The organism is Dysosmobacter acutus (assembly GCF_018919205.1).
GTDB lineage: Bacteria > Bacillota > Clostridia > Oscillospirales > Oscillospiraceae > Oscillibacter > Oscillibacter acutus.
The window spans coordinates 1,883,405-1,902,436 of sequence record NZ_JAHLQN010000001.1; the positions used below are offsets into that span (position 1 = coordinate 1,883,405).

The 19,032-nt window shown below is 56.2% G+C and carries 22 protein-coding genes and 1 tRNA gene; 13 read left to right on the forward strand and 10 right to left on the reverse strand.

From position 1 onward, the window contains the following. Positions 1–3: 3 nt before the first annotated feature. Together KQI82_RS09070 and gltX are read right to left on the reverse strand one after the other, a co-directional pair. The gene (locus KQI82_RS09070; protein WP_216632464.1) at positions 4–627 is read right to left on the reverse strand and encodes a stage II sporulation protein M; all 624 of its coding nucleotides are present in this window, start codon (positions 625–627) and stop codon (positions 4–6) included. Beyond that, a complete protein-coding gene (gene gltX / locus KQI82_RS09075) occupies positions 624–2,123 on the reverse strand; it encodes a glutamate--tRNA ligase (RefSeq protein WP_216632465.1) in 1,500 nt (499 codons plus the stop codon). Before gltX ends, KQI82_RS09070 begins: the two co-directional genes overlap by 4 nt. Positions 2,124–2,364: 241 nt before the next feature. Here gltX and KQI82_RS09080 point away from each other — a divergent pair, with 241 nt between their 5' ends. Further along, a complete protein-coding gene (locus KQI82_RS09080) occupies positions 2,365–3,426 on the forward strand; it encodes a M42 family metallopeptidase (protein ID WP_216632466.1) in 1,062 nt (353 codons plus the stop codon). 173 nt (positions 3,427–3,599) lie between these two features. On the opposite strand, the gene KQI82_RS09085 is transcribed toward KQI82_RS09080, so the two are convergent. Beyond that, a complete protein-coding gene (locus KQI82_RS09085) occupies positions 3,600–4,124 on the reverse strand; it encodes a hypothetical protein (RefSeq protein WP_216632467.1) in 525 nt (174 codons plus the stop codon). A 288-nt stretch (positions 4,125–4,412) separates the two neighbouring features. Here KQI82_RS09085 and trpS point away from each other — a divergent pair, with 288 nt between their 5' ends. From trpS to KQI82_RS09105, 4 genes are read left to right on the forward strand one after another with little or no spacing between them, the layout of a single operon-like run. Further along, a complete protein-coding gene (gene trpS / locus KQI82_RS09090) occupies positions 4,413–5,414 on the forward strand; it encodes a tryptophan--tRNA ligase (protein WP_216633679.1) in 1,002 nt (333 codons plus the stop codon). A 13-nt stretch (positions 5,415–5,427) separates the two neighbouring features. Further along, entirely contained in the window at positions 5,428–6,561 is a 1,134-nt protein-coding gene (locus KQI82_RS09095) for a glycosyltransferase family 4 protein (RefSeq protein ID WP_216632468.1), read from the forward strand. Continuing rightward, the gene (gene wecB / locus KQI82_RS09100) at positions 6,561–7,703 is read left to right on the forward strand and encodes a non-hydrolyzing UDP-N-acetylglucosamine 2-epimerase (RefSeq protein ID WP_216632469.1); all 1,143 of its coding nucleotides are present in this window, start codon (positions 6,561–6,563) and stop codon (positions 7,701–7,703) included. Before KQI82_RS09095 ends, wecB begins: the two co-directional genes overlap by 1 nt. 20 nt (positions 7,704–7,723) lie before the next feature. After that, on the forward strand, positions 7,724–8,476 hold the full coding sequence (locus tag KQI82_RS09105) for a hypothetical protein (RefSeq protein ID WP_216632470.1): 753 nt from the start codon (positions 7,724–7,726) through the stop codon (positions 8,474–8,476). Between the two features lie 37 nt (positions 8,477–8,513). Here the strand turns inward: KQI82_RS09105 and KQI82_RS09110 are convergent, their stop codons facing one another. The 5 genes from KQI82_RS09110 to KQI82_RS09130 all read right to left on the reverse strand — a co-directional run bounded on the left by KQI82_RS09110 (position 8,514) and on the right by KQI82_RS09130 (position 11,365). Next, positions 8,514–8,912: a hypothetical protein gene (locus KQI82_RS09110; RefSeq protein WP_216632471.1), complete on the reverse strand. Its 399-nt coding sequence runs from the start codon at positions 8,910–8,912 to the stop codon at positions 8,514–8,516. A gap of 3 nt (positions 8,913–8,915) precedes the next feature. Next, positions 8,916–9,305 carry a hypothetical protein gene (locus KQI82_RS09115; protein ID WP_216632472.1) on the reverse strand — a complete coding sequence of 130 codons (390 nt, stop codon included), beginning with the start codon at positions 9,303–9,305 and terminating at the stop codon, positions 8,916–8,918. A 12-nt stretch (positions 9,306–9,317) separates the two neighbouring features. Next, a complete protein-coding gene (locus tag KQI82_RS09120) occupies positions 9,318–9,569 on the reverse strand; it encodes a hypothetical protein (RefSeq protein WP_216632473.1) in 252 nt (83 codons plus the stop codon). Positions 9,570–9,689: 120 nt separating this feature from the next. Next, on the reverse strand, positions 9,690–10,328 hold the full coding sequence (locus tag KQI82_RS09125) for an endonuclease III domain-containing protein (RefSeq protein WP_338149004.1): 639 nt from the start codon (positions 10,326–10,328) through the stop codon (positions 9,690–9,692). A gap of 212 nt (positions 10,329–10,540) precedes the next feature. Further along, positions 10,541–11,365 (reverse strand): heparan-alpha-glucosaminide N-acetyltransferase, encoded by an 825-nt coding sequence (locus KQI82_RS09130; protein WP_216632475.1) that lies wholly within the window; start codon positions 11,363–11,365, stop codon positions 10,541–10,543. A gap of 205 nt (positions 11,366–11,570) precedes the next feature. On the opposite strand from KQI82_RS09130, the gene KQI82_RS09135 reads away from it, so the two are divergent. From KQI82_RS09135 to KQI82_RS09160, 6 genes are all read left to right on the forward strand, one after another. Further along, positions 11,571–12,719: an aldo/keto reductase gene (locus tag KQI82_RS09135; protein WP_216632476.1), complete on the forward strand. Its 1,149-nt coding sequence runs from the start codon at positions 11,571–11,573 to the stop codon at positions 12,717–12,719. 46 nt (positions 12,720–12,765) lie between these two features. Further along, positions 12,766–13,143, forward strand: a complete 378-nt coding sequence (locus KQI82_RS09140) for a MerR family transcriptional regulator (RefSeq protein ID WP_216632477.1) — start codon at positions 12,766–12,768, stop codon at positions 13,141–13,143. Between the two features lie 193 nt (positions 13,144–13,336). Further along, positions 13,337–13,412: transfer RNA gene (locus KQI82_RS09145), tRNA-Ala, on the forward strand. A 55-nt stretch (positions 13,413–13,467) separates the two neighbouring features. Continuing rightward, positions 13,468–14,301, forward strand: a complete 834-nt coding sequence (locus tag KQI82_RS09150; RefSeq protein WP_216632478.1) for an SLC13 family permease — start codon at positions 13,468–13,470, stop codon at positions 14,299–14,301. A 392-nt stretch (positions 14,302–14,693) separates the two neighbouring features. Continuing rightward, positions 14,694–14,930: a hypothetical protein gene (locus KQI82_RS09155; protein WP_014080336.1), complete on the forward strand. Its 237-nt coding sequence runs from the start codon at positions 14,694–14,696 to the stop codon at positions 14,928–14,930. A gap of 375 nt (positions 14,931–15,305) precedes the next feature. Then, positions 15,306–16,526, forward strand: coding sequence for an MFS transporter (locus KQI82_RS09160; protein WP_002584949.1), 1,221 nt, complete (start codon positions 15,306–15,308; stop codon positions 16,524–16,526). 80 nt (positions 16,527–16,606) lie between these two features. Here KQI82_RS09160 and KQI82_RS09165 read toward each other — a convergent pair whose 3' ends face one another. Both KQI82_RS09165 and KQI82_RS09170 read right to left on the reverse strand, forming a co-directional pair. After that, positions 16,607–17,407 carry a helix-turn-helix domain-containing protein gene (locus KQI82_RS09165; RefSeq protein WP_002575858.1) on the reverse strand — a complete coding sequence of 267 codons (801 nt, stop codon included), beginning with the start codon at positions 17,405–17,407 and terminating at the stop codon, positions 16,607–16,609. A 78-nt stretch (positions 17,408–17,485) separates the two neighbouring features. Further along, positions 17,486–17,749, reverse strand: coding sequence for a hypothetical protein (locus KQI82_RS09170; RefSeq protein ID WP_002575859.1), 264 nt, complete (start codon positions 17,747–17,749; stop codon positions 17,486–17,488). 228 nt (positions 17,750–17,977) lie between these two features. On the opposite strand from KQI82_RS09170, the gene KQI82_RS09175 reads away from it, so the two are divergent. Continuing rightward, positions 17,978–18,391 carry a cysteine-rich VLP domain-containing protein gene (locus tag KQI82_RS09175; RefSeq protein ID WP_002575860.1) on the forward strand — a complete coding sequence of 138 codons (414 nt, stop codon included), beginning with the start codon at positions 17,978–17,980 and terminating at the stop codon, positions 18,389–18,391. Positions 18,392–18,502: 111 nt separating this feature from the next. Next, positions 18,503–18,898, forward strand: a complete 396-nt coding sequence (locus KQI82_RS09180; RefSeq protein ID WP_002575861.1) for a replication initiator protein A — start codon at positions 18,503–18,505, stop codon at positions 18,896–18,898. Positions 18,899–19,032 lie beyond the last annotated feature (134 nt).

Consider the following 19,032-nt stretch of genomic DNA (forward strand, 5'->3'; position numbering starts at 1 on the left):
GCATCAAATTGGAAGAAAGAACGAGGTCAGATAGGGGGTGACATACGCCTCCATCAGCGCGGCGACGGCTAACAGAGGCAGTACAGGAAAGAGATAGAGCCGGGCGGCGTCGGAAAGACACTGGAGTATGGGCGGGATGCCCTCCCGGCCGAGGCACTTCCAGGTGATCTGGCGGCACAGCTCCAGCCCCGCGGTGAAGGAGATCATCAGGGCGGGCAGCTCAAAGATGCCGTGGGGCAAAAGCGCGGCCAGAAACAGCAGCGGCGAAAGGCCGCTGACGGCGTAGTAAGCCGCCATGGCGCCGATCAGCATCGCGTTGATCCCCAATGTGGCCGCCGGAAGATAAAGAAAAGGAATCAGACCGTAGCTGATGGCATAAAAGCAGGCGGTCAGGTTGTTGCGAAGAAGGGCACCGGCGGAAACAGCGCCGGTTTCGCTCATAATGTCGCCATCCATCAGATACCCCATGAAGAAGTCCATCACCCGGTTCAAAAGCTCCGGGAAGGCCAGGCCGACGCCAAACCCGATGGCCGTCAGAATCAGGAAGGCGATTCCGGTGCGCGCCAGGGCGGAGGAAAACCCGCCTCTCCATTGCCGGCGCAGCAATGTCCATTGCTCCGCAATCATTTCAGCATGGAGATCCCGGCGTTCAGACGGCGCAGGGTCTCTTCCTTACCTAAGATGTGGCAGAGTTCCACGGCTCCGCCGGGTGTGACTATCTTGCCGGCGGCGGCGATGCGCACCGGCCACATCAGCGTGGCGTTTTTCACCTCCAGCTGAGCGGCAAGACCGGTTAGGGCATCGTGGATGGCCTCAGAGGTCCACTGGGGCAGGGCCTCCAGAGCCGGAATGGCCGCCTCTAACATCCGCGCGGAGACAGCCTCGTCAGTTTTGGACTTCTTGTTGACATAAAACTCCTTCCCGTAGGCGGGAAGCGCGTCGAAAAAGTCCACCTTCTCCGGGATGTCGCTGAGCCGCTCACACCGGGCCTGGAGCAGCGCGGCGATCTCCGAAAGATCGAAGCGGGAGTCCTTCACGCTCTGGCGGATATAGGGCTCCGCCACTTTTGAAAAGTCCTTGGGAGAGAGGCTGCGAAGGTAGATCGCATTAAAGTGATCCAACTTTACAATATCAAAGATTGCAGGAGATTTGGAGATGCCGGAGATATCGAACGCCTCCACCAACTCCTGGAGGGAGAAGATCTCCTGCTCAGATCGCTCCCCCTTGGGGGACCAGCCCAGAAGCGCCACATAGTTGAGTACCGCCTCCGTCAGATAGCCCCGGGCGATCAGGTCCTCATAGGAGGGATCGCCGTGGCGCTTGCTCATCTTGTTCTGGGCGTCCCGCATCACGGGAGAGCAGTGGACATAAGTCGGAATCTCCCAGCCGAACGCCTCATAGAGCAGGTTGTATTTGGGAGCCGAGGAAAGGTACTCGCTGCCCCGGACCACATGGGTGATGCCCATCAGGTGGTCGTCGATCACGTTGGCAAAATTATAGGTGGGCAGTCCGTCGGACTTGATGAGCACCTGGTCGTCAAGTGTCTCATTGTCCACGGTGATATCGCCGAAAATGGCGTCGTGGAAGGTGGTGGAGCCGCCTCTTGGAATCTTCTGACGGATGACATAGGGCTTGCCCGCGTCCAGATTGGCCTGAATCTCCTCCTCACTCAGGCGGGAACAGCGGCCGTCGTATTTGTGGATGGAGACGCCGTCCGCCACATCCACCTCCGCCGCATCCTCTTTATTACAGAAGCAGCGGTAGGCGGCGCCTTTTTCGATCAGCAGCTCGGCGTACTTCCCATAGAGATCCCGGCGCTCCGTCTGGATATAGGGGCCCACGGGGCCGCCCACATCGGGGCCTTCATCGTGGTCCAGGCCGCATTCGGCCATCGTCTTGTAGATCACATCCACAGCGCCCTCCACCAGACGGCCCTGGTCGGTGTCCTCAATGCGGAGGATAAAGGTGCCGCCGTGACTGCGGGCGATGAGCCAGGTGTAGAGCGCAGTGCGCAGGTTGCCCACGTGCATATAGCCAGTGGGAGAGGGGGCGAAGCGGGTACGGACCTTCCCCTTGGGAATGCGGGCCTCCATCTCGTCGAAAAAGGCTTTATCGATTGGCATGAACGGTTCCCTCCATAGTTGGAATTTCTTCATAAAATTGAACAGTTTACATTATCGCTTTTGCTGAGTGGAATGTCAAGAAAAGCTTGGCTCCGGAGGCGATACATCATTATAATAGCACAAGCGTCCCGCTTTTTCAAAGCCTCCGCACAGGATTCGGCAAGATGCTTGCCGATTTTTTCCAAAGGGCGTATAATACCTGAATATGCTGAAAAAATGCTGCGGAAAGGAAACCGATTCCATGGAACTGAACGATTACAGGGACTTTTTGCTGAATACGGCAGAAACGCTGCTTACCATTGACTCGCCAAGCGGCTTTACCCACCAAGTGACGGCGAAGGCGGAAGAGATCGCCAGGAGCCTGGGCTATGAGACCCGCCGCACCAACAAGGGCGGCCTGATCATTCTTGTGCCTGGACGGGAGAAGGGAATGCGGATCGGCCTGTGCGCCCACATCGACACGCTGGGCCTCATGTGCCGGGCCGTCACCGAACAGGGAGAACTGATGTTCACAAAAATAGGCGGGCCCCAGCTGCCGACCTTGGATGGTGAGTACTGCCGGATTTACACAAGGGACGGCCGGGTGTACACCGGGACCATCCTCTCCCTTTCTCCCGCGGCCCATGTGTTTGACGACGCGCTGACCCGCCCCCGGGACGAACAGAACATGTACGTGCGGTTGGACGAAAAGGTGCGAAACAGCGCCGACGTACAGGCGCTGGGGATCGAGGTGGGGGACTATATCTGTGTGGACCCCAAGACCACGGTGACGGACAGCGGATTTTTGAAATCCCGCTTTCTTGACGACAAGGGATCGGCGGCCTGTCTGCTGACCCTCTTAAAGCTTATGTCGGACAGCGGAATGAGACCCAGGTATGATACGGAGTTCCATTTCACCGTCTATGAGGAGGTGAGCCATGGAGCGGCCACCATCCCGGCCGATCTGGACGAGCTCCTGGCGGTGGACATGGGCTGCGTGGGCCTGGACCTCACCTGCAGCGAGTACCAGGTGTCCATCTGCGCAAAGGACTCCGCCGGCCCCTATGACTATGAGCTGGTTTCCAGGCTGGTCCGTCTGGCCAAGGACAACGATGTGGACTACGCCGTGGATGTCTACCCCCACTATACCTCCGATGTGGCGGTGGCCTGGCATGCCGGCGGCGATATGAAGGCCGCCCTCATCGGTCCCGGAGTCCATGCTTCCCACGGCATGGAGAGGACCCATGCGGACGGTATGGCGGAGACGGTGAAGCTGACCGCGCTCTATTTGGAGTGCGGCGTACCCGATGAGAGCATCCAATAGAACTGTGTAAAGGAGCAGGCGAAAGCCTGCTCCTTTTTATTGGCCGATTGCCAGGAAAGCTGTGCCGGATGGCCCCATGAGTTTTGCAGCAGCGGTGTACACGGTGTAGAGAGATGCCGCTGAATATAGAAAACCGAATACACAACGTTCCTCCGTTCACGATTTGAAATCAATCAGGAGGATTCCCTCCTGCCGGCGCGGCGGCTGCCTGATTTGGCCCTTGCAAAAAGGACCACGGCGCTGATAACATCGGCGCAGAATACAAACTGAAGCAATCCAATCCAAATGGCAAACCGCCTGGAAATCTTTCCCTCCGCATAGCACCTTACCGTACCGGCAACCCCAATCAATCCTGTCAGAAGGATAGACAGGAGGTCGAATAGGAGCAAAAAAACAGACAGCCCCATGGTAAAGAGTGTGCTGAAGGACAAAAGCCCCAGGACGAATATGAGTCCATAGGCCGGGATTTGCACGATTTTAACCATCATATTGCAAAAGGATATCTTCTCCGAATCCCATTTCCGTAAGATGCTCAGAATGAGAAAAGCAATGCTGCAGGCAAGGGACAGGAGAAAAAGATAGGGAAGGAAGCCAAACACCTCACCTACGTTTCCCAACCCCTTGAGGAAGCATAGCAGCCCGACCAGCAGCGAGTAGGGAAATACCGTGCATGGCAGTAAGAAAATCCATTTTTTCATACCGTTCCACCTCATATCAATTGAAGACTACTGCTTATTACTCCTTTACGCCGCTTTTCCAGTTCCATCCTATCATATCACCGTGCCTGACTCAAGGCAATCCGGTGAAATCGACGGTTTGATTCTTCAATGTCATTTAAAGAGGGAGTTCTGCCGGAATAGATTGCGCTTTCCCCTATATTGTGCTATACTATTTTGGATTCATTTTATGGACGCGACGCTGATCTGGCGTGGGGCCGGGAGGAGGACAGCCTTCCGGCGATCAATCAAAACGAGGTGCTTGCAGTTATGGACGGCGAAATGAGAAAAAAGCGGATTTTCAGCGGAATTCAGCCCAGCGGGGAACTGACCCTGGGCTCATATATGGGAGCGATTAAAAACTGGGTGGCGCTGCAGGAGGAGTACGAGTGCGTGTACTGCATCGTGGATATGCACGCCATCACCGTGCGCCAGGTGCCGGCGGAGCTGCGGCGGCGGAGCGTGGCCCAGCTGGCCCAGTACATTGCCTGCGGCCTGGACCCGGAGAAGAACGTCATGTTCATCCAGAGCCATGTGCCCCAGCACGCGGAGTTGAGCTGGGTGCTGGGCTGCTACACCCAGTTCGGCGAGCTCTCCCGGATGACCCAGTTTAAGATGAAATCCAAGCAGCACGCGGACAACATCACCGCGGGGCTGTTCACCTATCCTGTTCTGATGGCGGCGGACATCCTGCTCTATCAGGCGGACCTGGTGCCCGTGGGCGAGGACCAGAAGCAGCATGTGGAGCTGTGCCGGGACATTGCCCAGCGCTTCAACGGCGTGTACAGCGAGACCTTTACCCTTCCGGAGCCCTTCATCCCCAAGTTAGGCGCCCGGATCATGAGCCTGGGCGATCCCAGCAGCAAAATGAGCAAATCCGACCCCGACGGCTGCGTTTACCTCATGGACAAGCCGGAGGAGGTCATGCGCAAGTTCAAGCGGGCTGTCACCGACAGCGAGACCGCGGTAAAATATGACAAGGATGCCAAGCCCGGCATCTCCAATCTGCTGACCATCTACTGCGCCGCCACCGGCAAGACGCTGAAGCAGGCGGAGGAAGAGTTTGCGGGCCAGGGCTACGGCATCTTCAAGCCCGCTGTGGGCGAGGCCGTGGTGGAGTTGCTGCGCCCCATCCGGGAGGAGAGCCAGCGCCTGATGGACGACAAGGCCTACCTTGAGGGCATCTACCGCGCCGGCGCGGAGAAGGCCGGCCGCATTGCCGACAGGACCCTATCCAAAGTGTACCGCAAAGTCGGCTTTGTCGCGCGATAAGAGGACGTGGAAAATGGTTGAAAACAAACTCATGGCATACGTCATTCTGGCGCTGCTGGTGGCGCTGGTGGTCAGCTTTTTGATGTCTCCGCTGGTGAAAAAGTTCGCCTACCGGGTGGGTGCCATCGACGTGCCCAAGGACAATCGGCGTATGCACAAGGTCCCCATCCCGCGGCTGGGCGGCCTGGCCATTTTCATCGGCTTTGTGCTCAGCGCGCTGCTCTTTGCCGACATCACCCGCCAGATGCAGGGGATTCTCATAGGGTCTGTGGTGATTGTGGTGCTGGGCGTGGTGGATGACATCACCCCGCTGCCTGCAAAGTTTAAATTTCTGGTGCAGATTTTCGCCGCCCTGATCCCGGTGTACCACGGCGTGGTGATCCGGGCGGTATCCAATCCCAATTTGTTCAGCGACAATGCCTATTGGCAGATGGGCGGCTTTTCCATCCCCATCACCGTGCTCTGGATTGTGGCCATCACCAACTCCGTCAACCTCATCGACGGGCTGGACGGCCTGGCCATCGGCGTCTCCGCCATCAGCGCCACCACCTTGCTGGTGATCGCCCTGATGCTTTCGGACATGCAGGTCGCCATCATCATGGCCGCCCTGGTGGGCGCCTGCCTTGGCTTCATGCCCTACAACATGAACCCGGCTAAGATGTTCATGGGCGATACCGGCGCCACGTTCTTAGGGTATCTGCTGGCCACCATGTCCATTCAGGGACTCTTCAAATTTTACGCCATCATCTCCTTTGCCGTGCCGTTTCTCATCCTTGGACTGCCCATTTTTGACACGGCCTTTGCCTTCATCCGCCGCATCGCCCATGGGCAGAGCCCCATGCAGGCGGACCGCAGCCATGTGCACCACCGCCTTATTGACATGGGGCTAAACCAGAAGCAGGCGGTTGCCACGCTGTATGTGATCTCCGGCATTCTGGGCCTTTCCGCCGTGGTGCTGAGCACCAGCGGAGAGCTCAAGGCCATGGTGTTTTTGGTGGCGCTGTGCATTGTGGGCGCGGCTGCCGCCCGTGTGGTGTTCCCCAAGGAGATCAAGGAGGAGCTTCACGAGGAGATGGAGGAGCTGAAGGAGCACGGCCGCAAACACGAGGAGAAGGACGAAGCTTCCGCAAAGGAGGAGGATGAGTGATGCTGCGTGTGATGAGCGTGTTCGGCACCCGGCCGGAGGCGATCAAGATGGCGCCGCTGGTCAAGGAGCTGGCCGGCAGGCCTGAGATTGAAAGCTTGTGCTGCGTGACGGCACAGCACCGCCAGATGCTGGACAGCGTACTGGAGGTCTTTGACCTCAAGCCCGACTGGGACCTGGACATTATGACGCCCCGCCAGACATTGTCCACCATTACCAGCAAATGCCTTCTGGGAATGGACGAGGCCATCGATGCCCTGAAACCGGATATGATCCTGGTCCACGGCGACACGTCCACCACCTTCGCCGGAGCCCTCTCCGCCTTTTATCACCAAGTGCCTGTGGGCCATGTGGAGGCCGGGCTGCGAACCTATGACAAGTATTCTCCCTTTCCAGAGGAAATGAACCGCAAGCTGGTGACTTCCATCGCGGACCTCTATTTTTGCCCCACGGTGAACAACAAGAAGAACCTGCTGAAAGAGGCGGTGGGGGAATCGGGTATCTTCATCACCGGCAATACGGTGATCGACGCCCTGAAGACCACCGTCCGGGAGGGATACCGCTTTTCCACCGAAGAGCTGAACCATCTGCCCTACGGGAAGAAGAAACTTCTGCTGGTCACCTGCCACCGCCGGGAAAACTACGGTGAGCCCATGCGCAACATCATGCTGGCCCTGCGGCAGATTGCCGAGGAGAACGAGGACGTGGAGTTGGTCTATCCGGTGCACCTCAGTCCGGTGGTGCGCCAGGCGGTGGACGAATACCTGCGGGGAGCGCCCCGCACCCACCTCATCGACCCGCTGCCCGCCGACGAGATGCACAACCTGATGGCCCGGTCCTACCTGGTGCTGACGGATTCCGGCGGACTGCAGGAGGAGGCGCCGGCCCTGGGCAAGCCCGTGCTGGTGCTGCGCAGGGAGACTGAGCGGCCGGAGGCCGTGGCCGCTGGGACGGTGAAGCTGGCCGGGGTGGACCGGGAGAAGATCGTCCAAATGGCGGAGGAGCTCATCCGCAGCAAGGAGGCCTATGCCAGGATGGCCAGGGCCGTCAACCCCTATGGCGACGGGTTTGCCTGCCGCAGGATTGCCGACGCGATCCTCTGGTATTTTGGAAAAAGCCAGACCCGTCCGGAGGACTACCGCTGAGGAGCGAAAAGGAGGGACTTGTGAACCGGAAAAAAGACCTGCCGCTGTTTGCGGCAGTCGCGCTGCTTGTCCTTCTGGTCTGCGGGCTGCTGATTCGCAACAGCCTGCCCAACACGCCCCATCTTCAGCTGCCTGAGGCCGGGGCGTCCTCCTCTGCCGCGGAGGACCCGTCCGGGGAGGAGGACACCCTGATCCGTGTGGAGGTGACGCCGGAGACGGTGCAGGATGTGATTGCAACGTTGGAGCGGCCCACCGACTATACACGCTCCATCACCACGGAGACCATCTGGAGCGGGGGCAGCAGCAGGACAGAGCTGACGGTGACGCTCAGCAGAGGGTGGACCCGTGTGGACGCGGTCCTGCCCAGCGGCACCACCCGCCACTCCATCACCGATGGAGAGACCACCTACGTCTGGTACGACAGTTCGCTCTCCTATTTTACCGGAAAAGCGGGGGACATCTCCTCGGACAACGAGCAGCACATCCCCACCTATGAGGACATCCTGACTCTGCCGGTGGAGGAGATCGCGGCCGCCGATTACCGGAACCTTTCAGATATTTACTGCATCTATGTGGAGACTGTGCCGGATGAAAACGGATACGTGCTCCGCTATTGGGTGGAGGTGGACACGGGCCTTCTGATCGCCTCGGAATGGCTCCAGGACGGCGCTACGGTCTACCGGATGGGTTCGCCCACGGCGGACAGCGCCAACATCACCGAAGAGCGGTTCACTCTGCCCGACGGGACGGTGCTCCACTCGCCCAACGCATGAGAAAAAAGGCAGCCGCTTTTCATAAGCGGCTGCCTTTTTACAGGATCAGCATCAGCCCCAGAGCAATCAGGAGCTCTTCTTCCGCGCCTTCTTCAAATAGAAAAAAAAGGATCAGCAGCAACAGCAAATCCCCGGTGTCCACATTGTCCAGATGCAGCTGGTCCAGGAGCTTGCGCAGCGCTCCGGTGATGAAGCCGGAGCGGGGGTCCCGCCCGCTGTGATGAGGCGGCTCCTGGTGGGGCGGCGCTTTTTCGTGGGGCGGCGGTTCGTGATGTTGCTGCCGCTCCTGCTGCGCCTGTTCCCGCGGCCCCTGGCGCGGAGTCTCCTGGTGGGGCGCTTCGTCCCGGCCGGGAGGAGAGGGCTGGCGGGAGGCGGGTTCCTCCTCCTGCACACGGGTATAACTGCCCTGATCGTTTCGAATATAGCGGTTATACATCCTCTAAGCCTCCCAATTGGTAAAGAACTGCTTTGCCAGGTGGATCATCCGCGCCAACTGTAATGCCCGGTCCACTTTGTCCTGCCGCTCCGGTTTCAGGAAAGGGCGCAGCGCGTACAGCAGCTGGGCGGATTCGCTGTTGCCTCCGGTATTTTGCAGCAGGGGAAGCAGTTTCCCGATGAGGTTTGGGTCCAGTCCGCCCAACAGTCCGCTCAGGGGAGAAGGATCGGCCGCGGGGGGCGGCGCGGCCGCAGCAGGTGCGGGGGGCGGCGGAGGCGGCGGTGCGGCCGAATTCCCGTTTTGGGCGGAAAAGGACTGGGCCAGCTGCATGATCTGGGCCATGCTGGAGGGATCATTCAGCAGCGCATTCAGTTTGTCTTCAAATTCAGCCACACAACCCCGCCTTTACTTGGGAATAGACTCGTTGATCCTGCGGATCAGATCTGCGCCCTCCGGACTTTGCATCACTTGATTGACCATCCGCACCATGTCGGAGGTATTGCCTTTTGCGGCGGACATGGCGGCCTTTTGCAGCGCCGCGCCTCCGTCTGCCTGGGTCAGCCGCTGCATCAGTGCCTGGCCGTCCCGCGAGCGCATCAGCGCCTGCAGCGCGGCCTGGTTGCCCTTGAGCTTTTCAACCAGTTCCTTGTTGTCCATGGAAACACTCCTCTCTGTAGTACAGTCTATGCCGGAAATGAAAAAAAGTGTCTGCCGCCACGGCAGACACTTTTTGTTTGGACCAAATTTATGGAAAAGGACGGGGCGTTCCGCAGCGGCCTATTTCTTTGCCTTGGCATAGGCGCAGTCCCGGCGGAGGGTGCAGCTTTCGCACTTGGGGCTTCTGGCGGTGCACACGGCGCGGCCGTGGAGGACCATGCGGTGGCAGAAGTCGGAAGACTCCTCCGGCGGCAGGCAGACGCGCAGCTGGCGCTCCACGGAGAGGGGATCTTTGCTGCCGTCCGTCAAACCCAGACGCCCGGTAATGCGGATGCAGTGGGTGTCGCACACATAGGCGGGCTGGTGGTAGATGTCGCCCAAGATCAAATTGGCGGTTTTGCGGCCAATTCCCGGCAGACTGGTCAGCTCCTCCATGGTGCCGGGCACCTTTCCGCCGAATTTGTCTACCAGCACCTTGGCGCACTCCACCAAGTCCCTGGACTTGGTATTGAAAAAGCCGCAGGAGCGTATGTACTCACCCACCTCCGCCGGGTCGGCCTCGGCAAAGCTCTCCAGCGTGGGAAAGCGGGCAAAAAGCGCCGGAGTGACCAGATTGACCCGGGCGTCGGTGCACTGTGCGGCCAGGCGCACGGAGAAGAGAAGCTCATAGTCCTTTTGGTAGTCCAAAGAGCAGAGGGCATCCGGATAAAGGACCTTCAGCTCTTCGATGATTCGTTTGACAGATGCTCGCAATGCAATCACCTCATTTGTAGAGTTTCCAGGCGGCGGCAGCTCCGCGGAGATATGTATGGAACCGGGAACAATAGCCATTATACAGCAATTGTACCACGGAAAAAGGCAAAAGCCAATGCCTTGCCAAAGGGGCGGCAGATAAAAAATCAATGGAAAAGCCAACGCGCACAAAAATGAGCGGGGAAGGCGGCCGGCACCGTCACAGCGCGGATTTTCGCTCAATCGCAGATCAGGGAGAACGCCGCGTATAGTAGAGGCTGGTGCGCAAGATAGACAGGCAGGGAATTGCGGCCCAGAAAACGCAGGACGGCCGATCCGGAGAAAGCATCGGACGGCAGGCTGCGGCGGGGCAGGCATCGGCTGAAAAAATAGCCCATGAAAAAGAGAAACATCCAGGGGAGGAGGGGGAAATAGTCCGTGGAATAAAAGGCGGGAGGGGGAAAGCCCAGATAGGCGCTCAGCAAGCCGCTGTAGAGTTTGGGAGGAAGCGTGATCAGCCCGAAGCCCATGCGGCCGGAGGAAATGGTGCGGGTGAACAAAAAGAGCGCCCCGCAGAGCAGGATCCCCAAGGCAGGGGGAAGCCTCCGCATCAAACGGTCCAGGGGGATCATGATGAGCATGCAGGAGGAGATCAGAGTCAGCACGCCGCACAAAATGACCTGGTCCGGCGCCGCAACGACGGTTGCCAGTGAAACGATTGCGCCGGCTGTAAAAACAGTGAGCCCTCTCCGCAGCGGGTGGCTCCCATAGGACCAGCAAAATCCGGACAACAGGATAAAGGTCCAGCAGATGCTCTGCTGCCAGAGAAACCCTCCATTTCCGGTAAACCAGGCAATTTCCACCCCGTGCAGGTGGACCAGATCCCAAAGGCCGTGATAGACGATCATCTGCATCAGGGTAAATCCGCGAATGCTGTCAATCCAGCCCAGGCGGTTCGCGCGCTTTCCAGAGGCAATCCGGCAGCCCTCAGCGGCCAAAGACGCGGCGGACTCTGACTGCCGCGTAAAGCCGCAGGGAATACGGCGCAGAAGAGCAGAGTGCATGAATTCACCTCTTTTTCTGCAAATTGAACGGATCGGTGATGTATACCTATTAAAACTATTACATGAAGCCCGCTCCATGTCAATCCCTGTCGAATCAAATGATGAAAAAATTTAAAAAAAGCGGGTCATACAGGCTGAAAAGACTTGACTTGGAGTGGACTTTAGGCGCTATACTGAAAAAAATGCTTGAGAGGAGCCGATACGTATGCGTTACCGTACACTGGGCCGGACAGGCCTCCAGGTCAGCGAGATCGCTCTTGGCTGCGAAGGCTTTGTGCAGCAGGATGACGAGTTTGCCCGGGAGATGTTCCGCCTTGCCATGGACAGCGGCGTCAACTGCATGGATTTATACAGCCCCAACCCCGACGTACAGCGGCGGGTGGGGGAGGCCATCCACGGACGGAGGGATCGGTTTATCCTGCAGGCCCACCTCTGCACGATTTGGCAGGAGGGCCAGTACAAGGCCACCCGGAAAATAGAAGAGGTGCGGGGCGCCTTTGAAACCATGCTCAATAACCTGAATACCGATTACGTGGACATCGGCATGATTCACTATGTGGACTCCCGGCAACTGTGGCAGGAGATCGCCGAAGGGCCAGTGATGCGCTATGCCCTGGAGCAGAAGGCCGCCGGGCGCATCCGCTGCATCGGCGTCAGCAGCCACAATCCGGATGCCGCCCTGGCGGCGGTGGAGAGCGGGCTTATCGACGTGCTGATGTTCAGCGTCAACCCCTGCTATGATCTGCTGCCCGGGGATGAAAACTGCGAAGCGCTGTGGCTGGAGGACAGCTACTTGAAGCAGCTGACCAATATGGATCCGGAGCGGGAACGGCTGTATGAGGCCTGCCAGCGGTTGGGCGTGGGGATCACGGTAATGAAGGCCTTTGGCGGAGGCGACCTGCTGGACGCTAAGCTCTCGCCTGCCGGGGCGGCGCTGAGTCCCGCCCAGTGCATCCATTACGCCCTCACCCGTCCGGCGGTGGCCTGCGTGATGTCCGGAGCCCGGAGTCTGGAGGATCTGCGCGCATCCCTGGCCTATGAGACAGCCTCGGAGGAGGAAAAAGACTATGCGGCCGCGTTTGCCTCTTTTCCCCGCATCAAGTGGGAGGGGCACTGTATGTACTGCGGTCACTGCGCGCCCTGCCCCAAGGGCATTGACGTGGCCACGGTGACAAAATTCCTGAATCTGGCCAGGGCCCAGGGCACGGTCCCGGAGACGGTGCGTGAACACTATGGAGCTCTGTCCCACGCCGCCGGGGAGTGCATCCGATGCGGCGCCTGCGAACGGCGCTGCCCCTTTGGAGTGAGCGCTATGGAGAACATGAAGGAGGCGTCGGCGGTTTTCGGCTCATAAAGATTCTATGCACATACTGGAAACATATCAAAAGGGAGGCATTCCCATGACAATTGCCGAGGTGAGTAAGCGGTACGGACTGTCGGCGGATACCCTGCGCTACTACGAGCGCATTGGCCTTATCCCGCCGGTGCCGCGGAATAAAAGCGGTGTCCGGGACTATGACGAGGAATCCTGCGGATGGGTGGAGCTGATGAAGTGTATGCGTGCCGCCGGAGTGCAGATTGAGGCGCTGAGTGAATATGTGGCGCTGTTCCGCCAGGGAGATGAGACTATCGACGATCGCAAAGCGCTGCTGATGGATCAGCGGGACCGCCTGATCTCCCGCATGGCGGACATGCAGACCTCACTGGATCGGCTCAACGAGAAGATCGATCGCTATGAGCAGGGGCTTATGGTGAAAGAGAAGCATTTGAGGCGATGAGAAAGGGGCCGGAAGAGCTAATGTTTACCAGCCCCTTTGCTGTCCGGTACACGGATACAGGCATATCTGAAACCGTTTATCCTGAGTCTGCACAGATCATCTGGGCTAAAAAATTTTGAAAAAAGTGTTGACACAGGACGAAACCAATGCTATACTAATCACTGTTCTGAGCGCGAAAAACGCACAGACATTTGGGGGTATAGCTCAGCTGGGAGAGCGCTTGAATGGCATTCAAGAGGTCAGCGGTTCGATCCCGCTTATCTCCACCAAAAACCTTGAAGTGAAAACTTCAAGGTTTTTTCTTTTGCAAGTGGGGTGGGAAGCTTGGAAGTACAAAAGAACAGGAGAGGGCGGGTTCTGAACTGGCTTCGCCGGGACCCGGTGCTGGCCGCCTCCTGTGCGGCGGCGCTGCTCTCCGCGTTTTTTGTGCCGCCCTCCCGGGCATATCTCTCCTATCTCGACCTGCGTGTCCTCTGCCTGCTGGCCTCGCTGATGGTGGCTGTGGCAGGGTTGAAGAAAACAGGCGCCTTTGATTTCCTGATGGACCATCTCCTGAAGGCAGTGCGCAGCACCCGCACTCTGTCCGCCGCATTGATCGGCGTTTGCTTCTTTACCAGTATGCTGGTGACCAATGACGTGGCACTGATTACCTTTGTCCCCCTTGCCATTTTAATGCTGGCGCAGCGGCAACGGCTGATGGCCTTTGTCATCGTGCTCCAAACAGTGGCCGCCAACCTTGGCAGTATGCTTACCCCTTTGGGAAATCCTCAGAATCTTTACCTGTATGGTCGATTCAACCTGTCCGCGGGGCAGTTTATGTCCATCATGGCGATGCCCACTGCCGTCTCACTGCTGCTGTTGTGTCTGGCCCTTCTGTGGATCAGGCCGGAGACCATTTCACCGCCGGCGGAGAAAAAGACCGGCTGTGCCAAAAAGGCGCTTCCCTGGGCCGTGCTGTTCTGCGTGTGCCTGCTGGCGGTGCTCCGTGTGCTTCCCTATGGGTTGGTCCTTGCCATTGCAGTGCTGACCGCGGCTCTTTTGGACCGTTCTGTTCTGCGCGGTGTGGATTACAGCCTGCTGCTCACCTTTGTGTTCTTTTTTCTGCTGATTAGGTCAGTTTACAAGGAACTACACGCAGACCGTGAAACGGGCTGCTGACAACAAACGGCGCTATGCTCCCGGCTGGGTGCATAGCACCTGTTTGTTGCGGGGGTTTCCAAAGGGGGCAGCGCCCCATTTGGCACACGACTTTGCGGAGCAAAGTGTAGTGTGTTATACGCTCTGTCGGCGTTGCCCTGAAAATACCGTTGCCGCCGGGGAGGGCAAGGGCATTTGACGCGGCAGGAAAGCAGGGCTTTGTTTGGGGCTGGTAAGCCGGAAACAAAGGGCTGATTTCAGCAGCAGACAGGGCGTATTATGAAAGCCCCCGTCCCTCGTCCTCCGCCCCCGGCCTATGGGACAAAAAGTCCCAAAGCTCTGGACACCGTGACCAGATGTGTGGCCACACTCCGGGAAAAGTAGCAGGACGGCAGGAAACCGTCAAGGCTGAAATGAATGGGCTGACGCCCGGCCTTGACCGTTCCCCGCCGCCCCGCTGGATGGGTGGACAAGGTGGCCAATCCCTAAAAGTGTTTGGCCGCACTCGTTCATTTTGGGGCCTTTCTTCTCCCAAAATTGAAATGGGCGGGAAAGCCCTAAAATGGCTTTCCCGCCTTGATTACCCATTAGCAAAGACGGGCGAGACTGTCAACGGCGGCGCTGAAAGCGCCGTTCATCTTGACCGTTGACTGGCTCGCCTGGCTTTGCTACTGCCCGTAAGAGATGGAAAAACAAGATGGAAAACAAGGTTAAAAATGGTTGACAAGTCTATCGGATGTGTGTTATACTGTGCGACAGTTTGAGATTGGAAGGAGGCTTACGTGTGTTAATTTGTGTACGCTAATAAGCAATAAAAAGTAGAAGTACCTTTCCACATGATGGTGGGCTTTTTTTGCGTGCGTATGCAAAGGAACACGTAGGTTTGACACGAGCAGTCTTTGAACTGTATCGTGGTGTTTTTTCGTGCTTTGTTGTTATGCAGGCGTCTGCCCTCTCTGTGGGACAACGCCTGCTTTTTATTGCAGAAACAAAGGAACAATGCAATAAAAAAGGAGGTTCGCATTATGACCCAAAACAACAATTCATGGAGAAAAACTTATTTTACACTTCTTGCCGGACAAGCAATATCCTTTATTAGCAGCGGTATTTTGCAAATGGCCATTATCTTTTATTTGGTTGCGAAAACTAATTCTGCAATCATATTGACGGCGGCAACACTGATTGGATTTTTGCCGCAAGCCTGTTTAGGCCCGTTTGCAGGTGCTTTTGTTGACCGGCACAGCCGTAAAAGCGTAATGATTGGTGCGGATTTGATAATTGCCGCCGCTGGCGGTATTCTGGCGCTGGTGGCGTTTTACATGGAATTGCCCGTATGGTCTATTATGGTTGTCCTGTTAATCCGAAGTGCGGGAACTGCTTTTCATTCTCCAGCATTCAGCGCAGCAACACCTATGATTGTGCCAAAAGAGGAACTTACAAAATGCGCTGGTTACACGCAGACCATGCAAGCAGTAAGTGCGATTATCAGTCCAGCTGCCGCAGCGTTTTTATATGCTGTTTGGCCTCTTAATGCAATTATATTGTTAGATATTGTGGGTGCAATCCTTGCCTGTGTGACTGTTGCGATTTCGTCCATACCAACGCCTGAACTATGTCCAGAAACGAAAAGACAACAGTTTTTACAGGATATGAAAGAGGGGTATGTGGTATTAAAGCAAAACAGGGGCCTCTTTGCTCTGCTCTGGATTGGTGTAATTTATATGTTCTTTTATATGCCAATCAGTACGCTTTTTCCTCTCATCTGTATGTCATACTTCAAAGGAACACCGGCCCATGCCTCTGCCGCTGAAATTGCTTTTGCGGTTGGTATGCTGCTTGGCGGAGTCATTCTGAGCATTTGGGGCGGTTTTAAGAAACGGCGGTACACCATCGGTCTTTCCGTTCTCCTGATGGGCGTTAGCAATATGCTCTCCGGGCTTTTGCCGCCAGACGCATTTCTTGTCTTTGTTGTGTGCTGTACTGTTATGGGAATTTCCGCTCCATTTTACGGTGTGCAAAATGCGATTTTTCAAGAAACGGTCAAACCAGAATATCTGGGGAGAGTTTTTTCTCTACTGACAAGCGCCGCTTCCCTCGCCATGCCGTTTGGCCTTGTCATTTCCGGGCCTCTGGCGGAGCGGCTGGGAGTTGAGAAATGGTTTGTCATTTGCGGAATTGGCATTATCATCGTTGCGCTTGCCGTATTTTTACTACCCGGTTTGAGAGAGATTGACAATACGCAATAATCAACTGCACCTTTTTCTATTACTAAACAAAATGCCTGGATGGTGGTTCTGAAAAACCAGAACCGCCGTTCAGGCATTTTTTATCTTCGTCCTCTCTGCGGTTTTGGATTCTTCAGCAAGTCGGATTTTTCCGCAATCTTTTTCAGCCACTTCCGTTCTTCTACTGACAGCTTCCTAAAATTCAGCTTGAGCCGTTTGCAGATAAACGCCAAGTACGCTTGTTCCGTGTCGCTGTCCTGGCTGACGATTTCACCAGCAGTTTCCAGCATTTCTTTTAGCGGGTTATCCTCTGGGACGCTGAAAAAATCGTCCTTGTGTGTTTCCCGCAGAGCAAGGGCAATCCCGTTTATGTCCCGTTGTATCACATAGCGGCAAAACTCGTCCTCATCAATATGGGCGGTGATAAGCTGTCTTAACTGCGTATCACTCATGCCAGGATTATGCTTTTTTATAACAGTTGCGCTCATCGTGTCCACTATGGCGTTTGCACCCTGCGCCTGTTTCAGTGCCGTTCCGTTCACATAGATTTCAAGGTCAGCCATCAGCCGGGGGAAATCCGGGTGCGCCGCCAGCTCACACAGCAGGGTATTGTCTATCCTCCCGCTTTTCAGCAGGTCAATCATTTCATCACTCAAACGCAGGTCTGCAAGATCGGCGTTTGGGTGATTTTTCATTTCAGACAGCCCCAGCAGATAATCAGCGGTCACACCGTAAAACTTCGCCAGCCGGATAAGGGCATAGTGGCTGATGTCCTTGAAGTCTTCCGTTTCGTAACTGCCCAGCGCAGACTTGGAAAGCCCGGTCTGCTCCGCAAGCTGCCCCAGCGTCAAGCCACGCTCCACACGTAGGTCTTTTAATCGCTCTTGTATGGATAAAGACATATTCACCCTCCTTGCTAGCTCAACGAAAGAGAAGCCGTTATGCTATGTACTATGCTCATAGCATAACGGCATAGGCATTTACAGTTTTATTTTACCATTTGCTACATCTTCACGAAATTTATCAACAAGCTTCGCTGTCAGCTTGGATTTACCGTAGTGTTCAAGTACAAAAGTACGATAACTTTTTCCATCTACAAGCACATCACTTTTTCTGGTCAACAACCAATTTCCGTTACCTCCTCCCTGTTCTCTAATATTCCAGTCTTTCCCATATCTTTTATAGATTTCATCTTTTTTACCTTGAACAGACATTGATTCGCTTGGAATATAAACAATTTGCATAATAGCTCCTCCTTTATTTTGTGCAAGAAGACCAGAAACCTGAATTTGTCTTTTATCTTTTTTTGATTATATCACAAATCCGAGAGCGTGGAAATAGGGAGTTTTTCAGGCTGATTTCCTACCTCTTGGATATACGGCACAGGCGGTCAAAAAGGTGTAGACTTGGGATAGTTCATCGATGGACAAGCACCTTGGAAACAGAACACGCCAAAGAAAACGGAGGGACGCATGAGCAAAAGACCCTATCAACACCTGCCGCCGCTGGAACACAGGCCGGACGGCTCCCCCTACCGCATAACCCCGCCCCAGAAGAGACGAGCCAGCGGCCTGATACGCCGGGAGTGCTGCAACTGCGAGGACGGAAACTGCCTTGCGCTGGACGATGGCGACACCTGCGCCTGTCCGCAGATGATTTCGTTCTCCGTCTGCTGCAAGTGGTTCCGCTGGGCGGTCTTGCCGCTGGACAGGACGCTGGAAGCGGAGATTTACCGGGACAGGGACTTGAAACGCTGTGCGGAGTGCGGCGGTGTGTTCGTCCCGAAGTCCAACCGGGGCAAATACTGCCCGGACTGCGCCGCCAGAGTTCACAGGCGGCAGAAAACAGAAAGTGAACGGAAAAGGAGGTCTGCTGTGGACAGTTAAGAGCGGGAAAAGCCTTGATTTGCAAGGCTCCGCAAGCCCTCAACCGGGGCGGCTGGTATCATTTATCATTCGCCCCGGAAAACGGGCCTCTAACCGTCCACAAAACACGCTATGACAAACACGATTTATATTCACCAGCCGGAAAAGGCGTTCAGTTTCACCCGGCTCCCCAATTTCCTTTTTGAAGCACCCACATTCCAGCCCTTGAGCAACGAAGCGAAGGTGCTGTATGCCTTTGTCCTGCGCCGGGCGGAGTTGTCCCGGAAGAACGGCTGGGCGGACGAGTACGGGCGGGTCTACCTGTACTACCCCATCTGCGAGGTGGTCGCTTTGCTCCGCTGCGGGCGGCAGAAAGCGGTCAACACCCTGCGGGAGTTGCAGTATGCGGGGCTGGTGGAAATCCAGAAACAGGGCTGTGGAAAACCCAACCGCATTTACCCGAAATCCTATGAAGCGGTTCCAAACACCGACTTCAAGAAATCCGGTTATGGTACGCCGGAGGGCTGAAAACCGTACTTGGCGAGTACGAAAATCAATCCTCTTGAAGTACGGAAATCTGACGGTATATAGAAATACAGAGATTAAAACCATCTATTTACATTCATTCCATTCCAATCCTATCAGAGATATTTTCGGCGGGA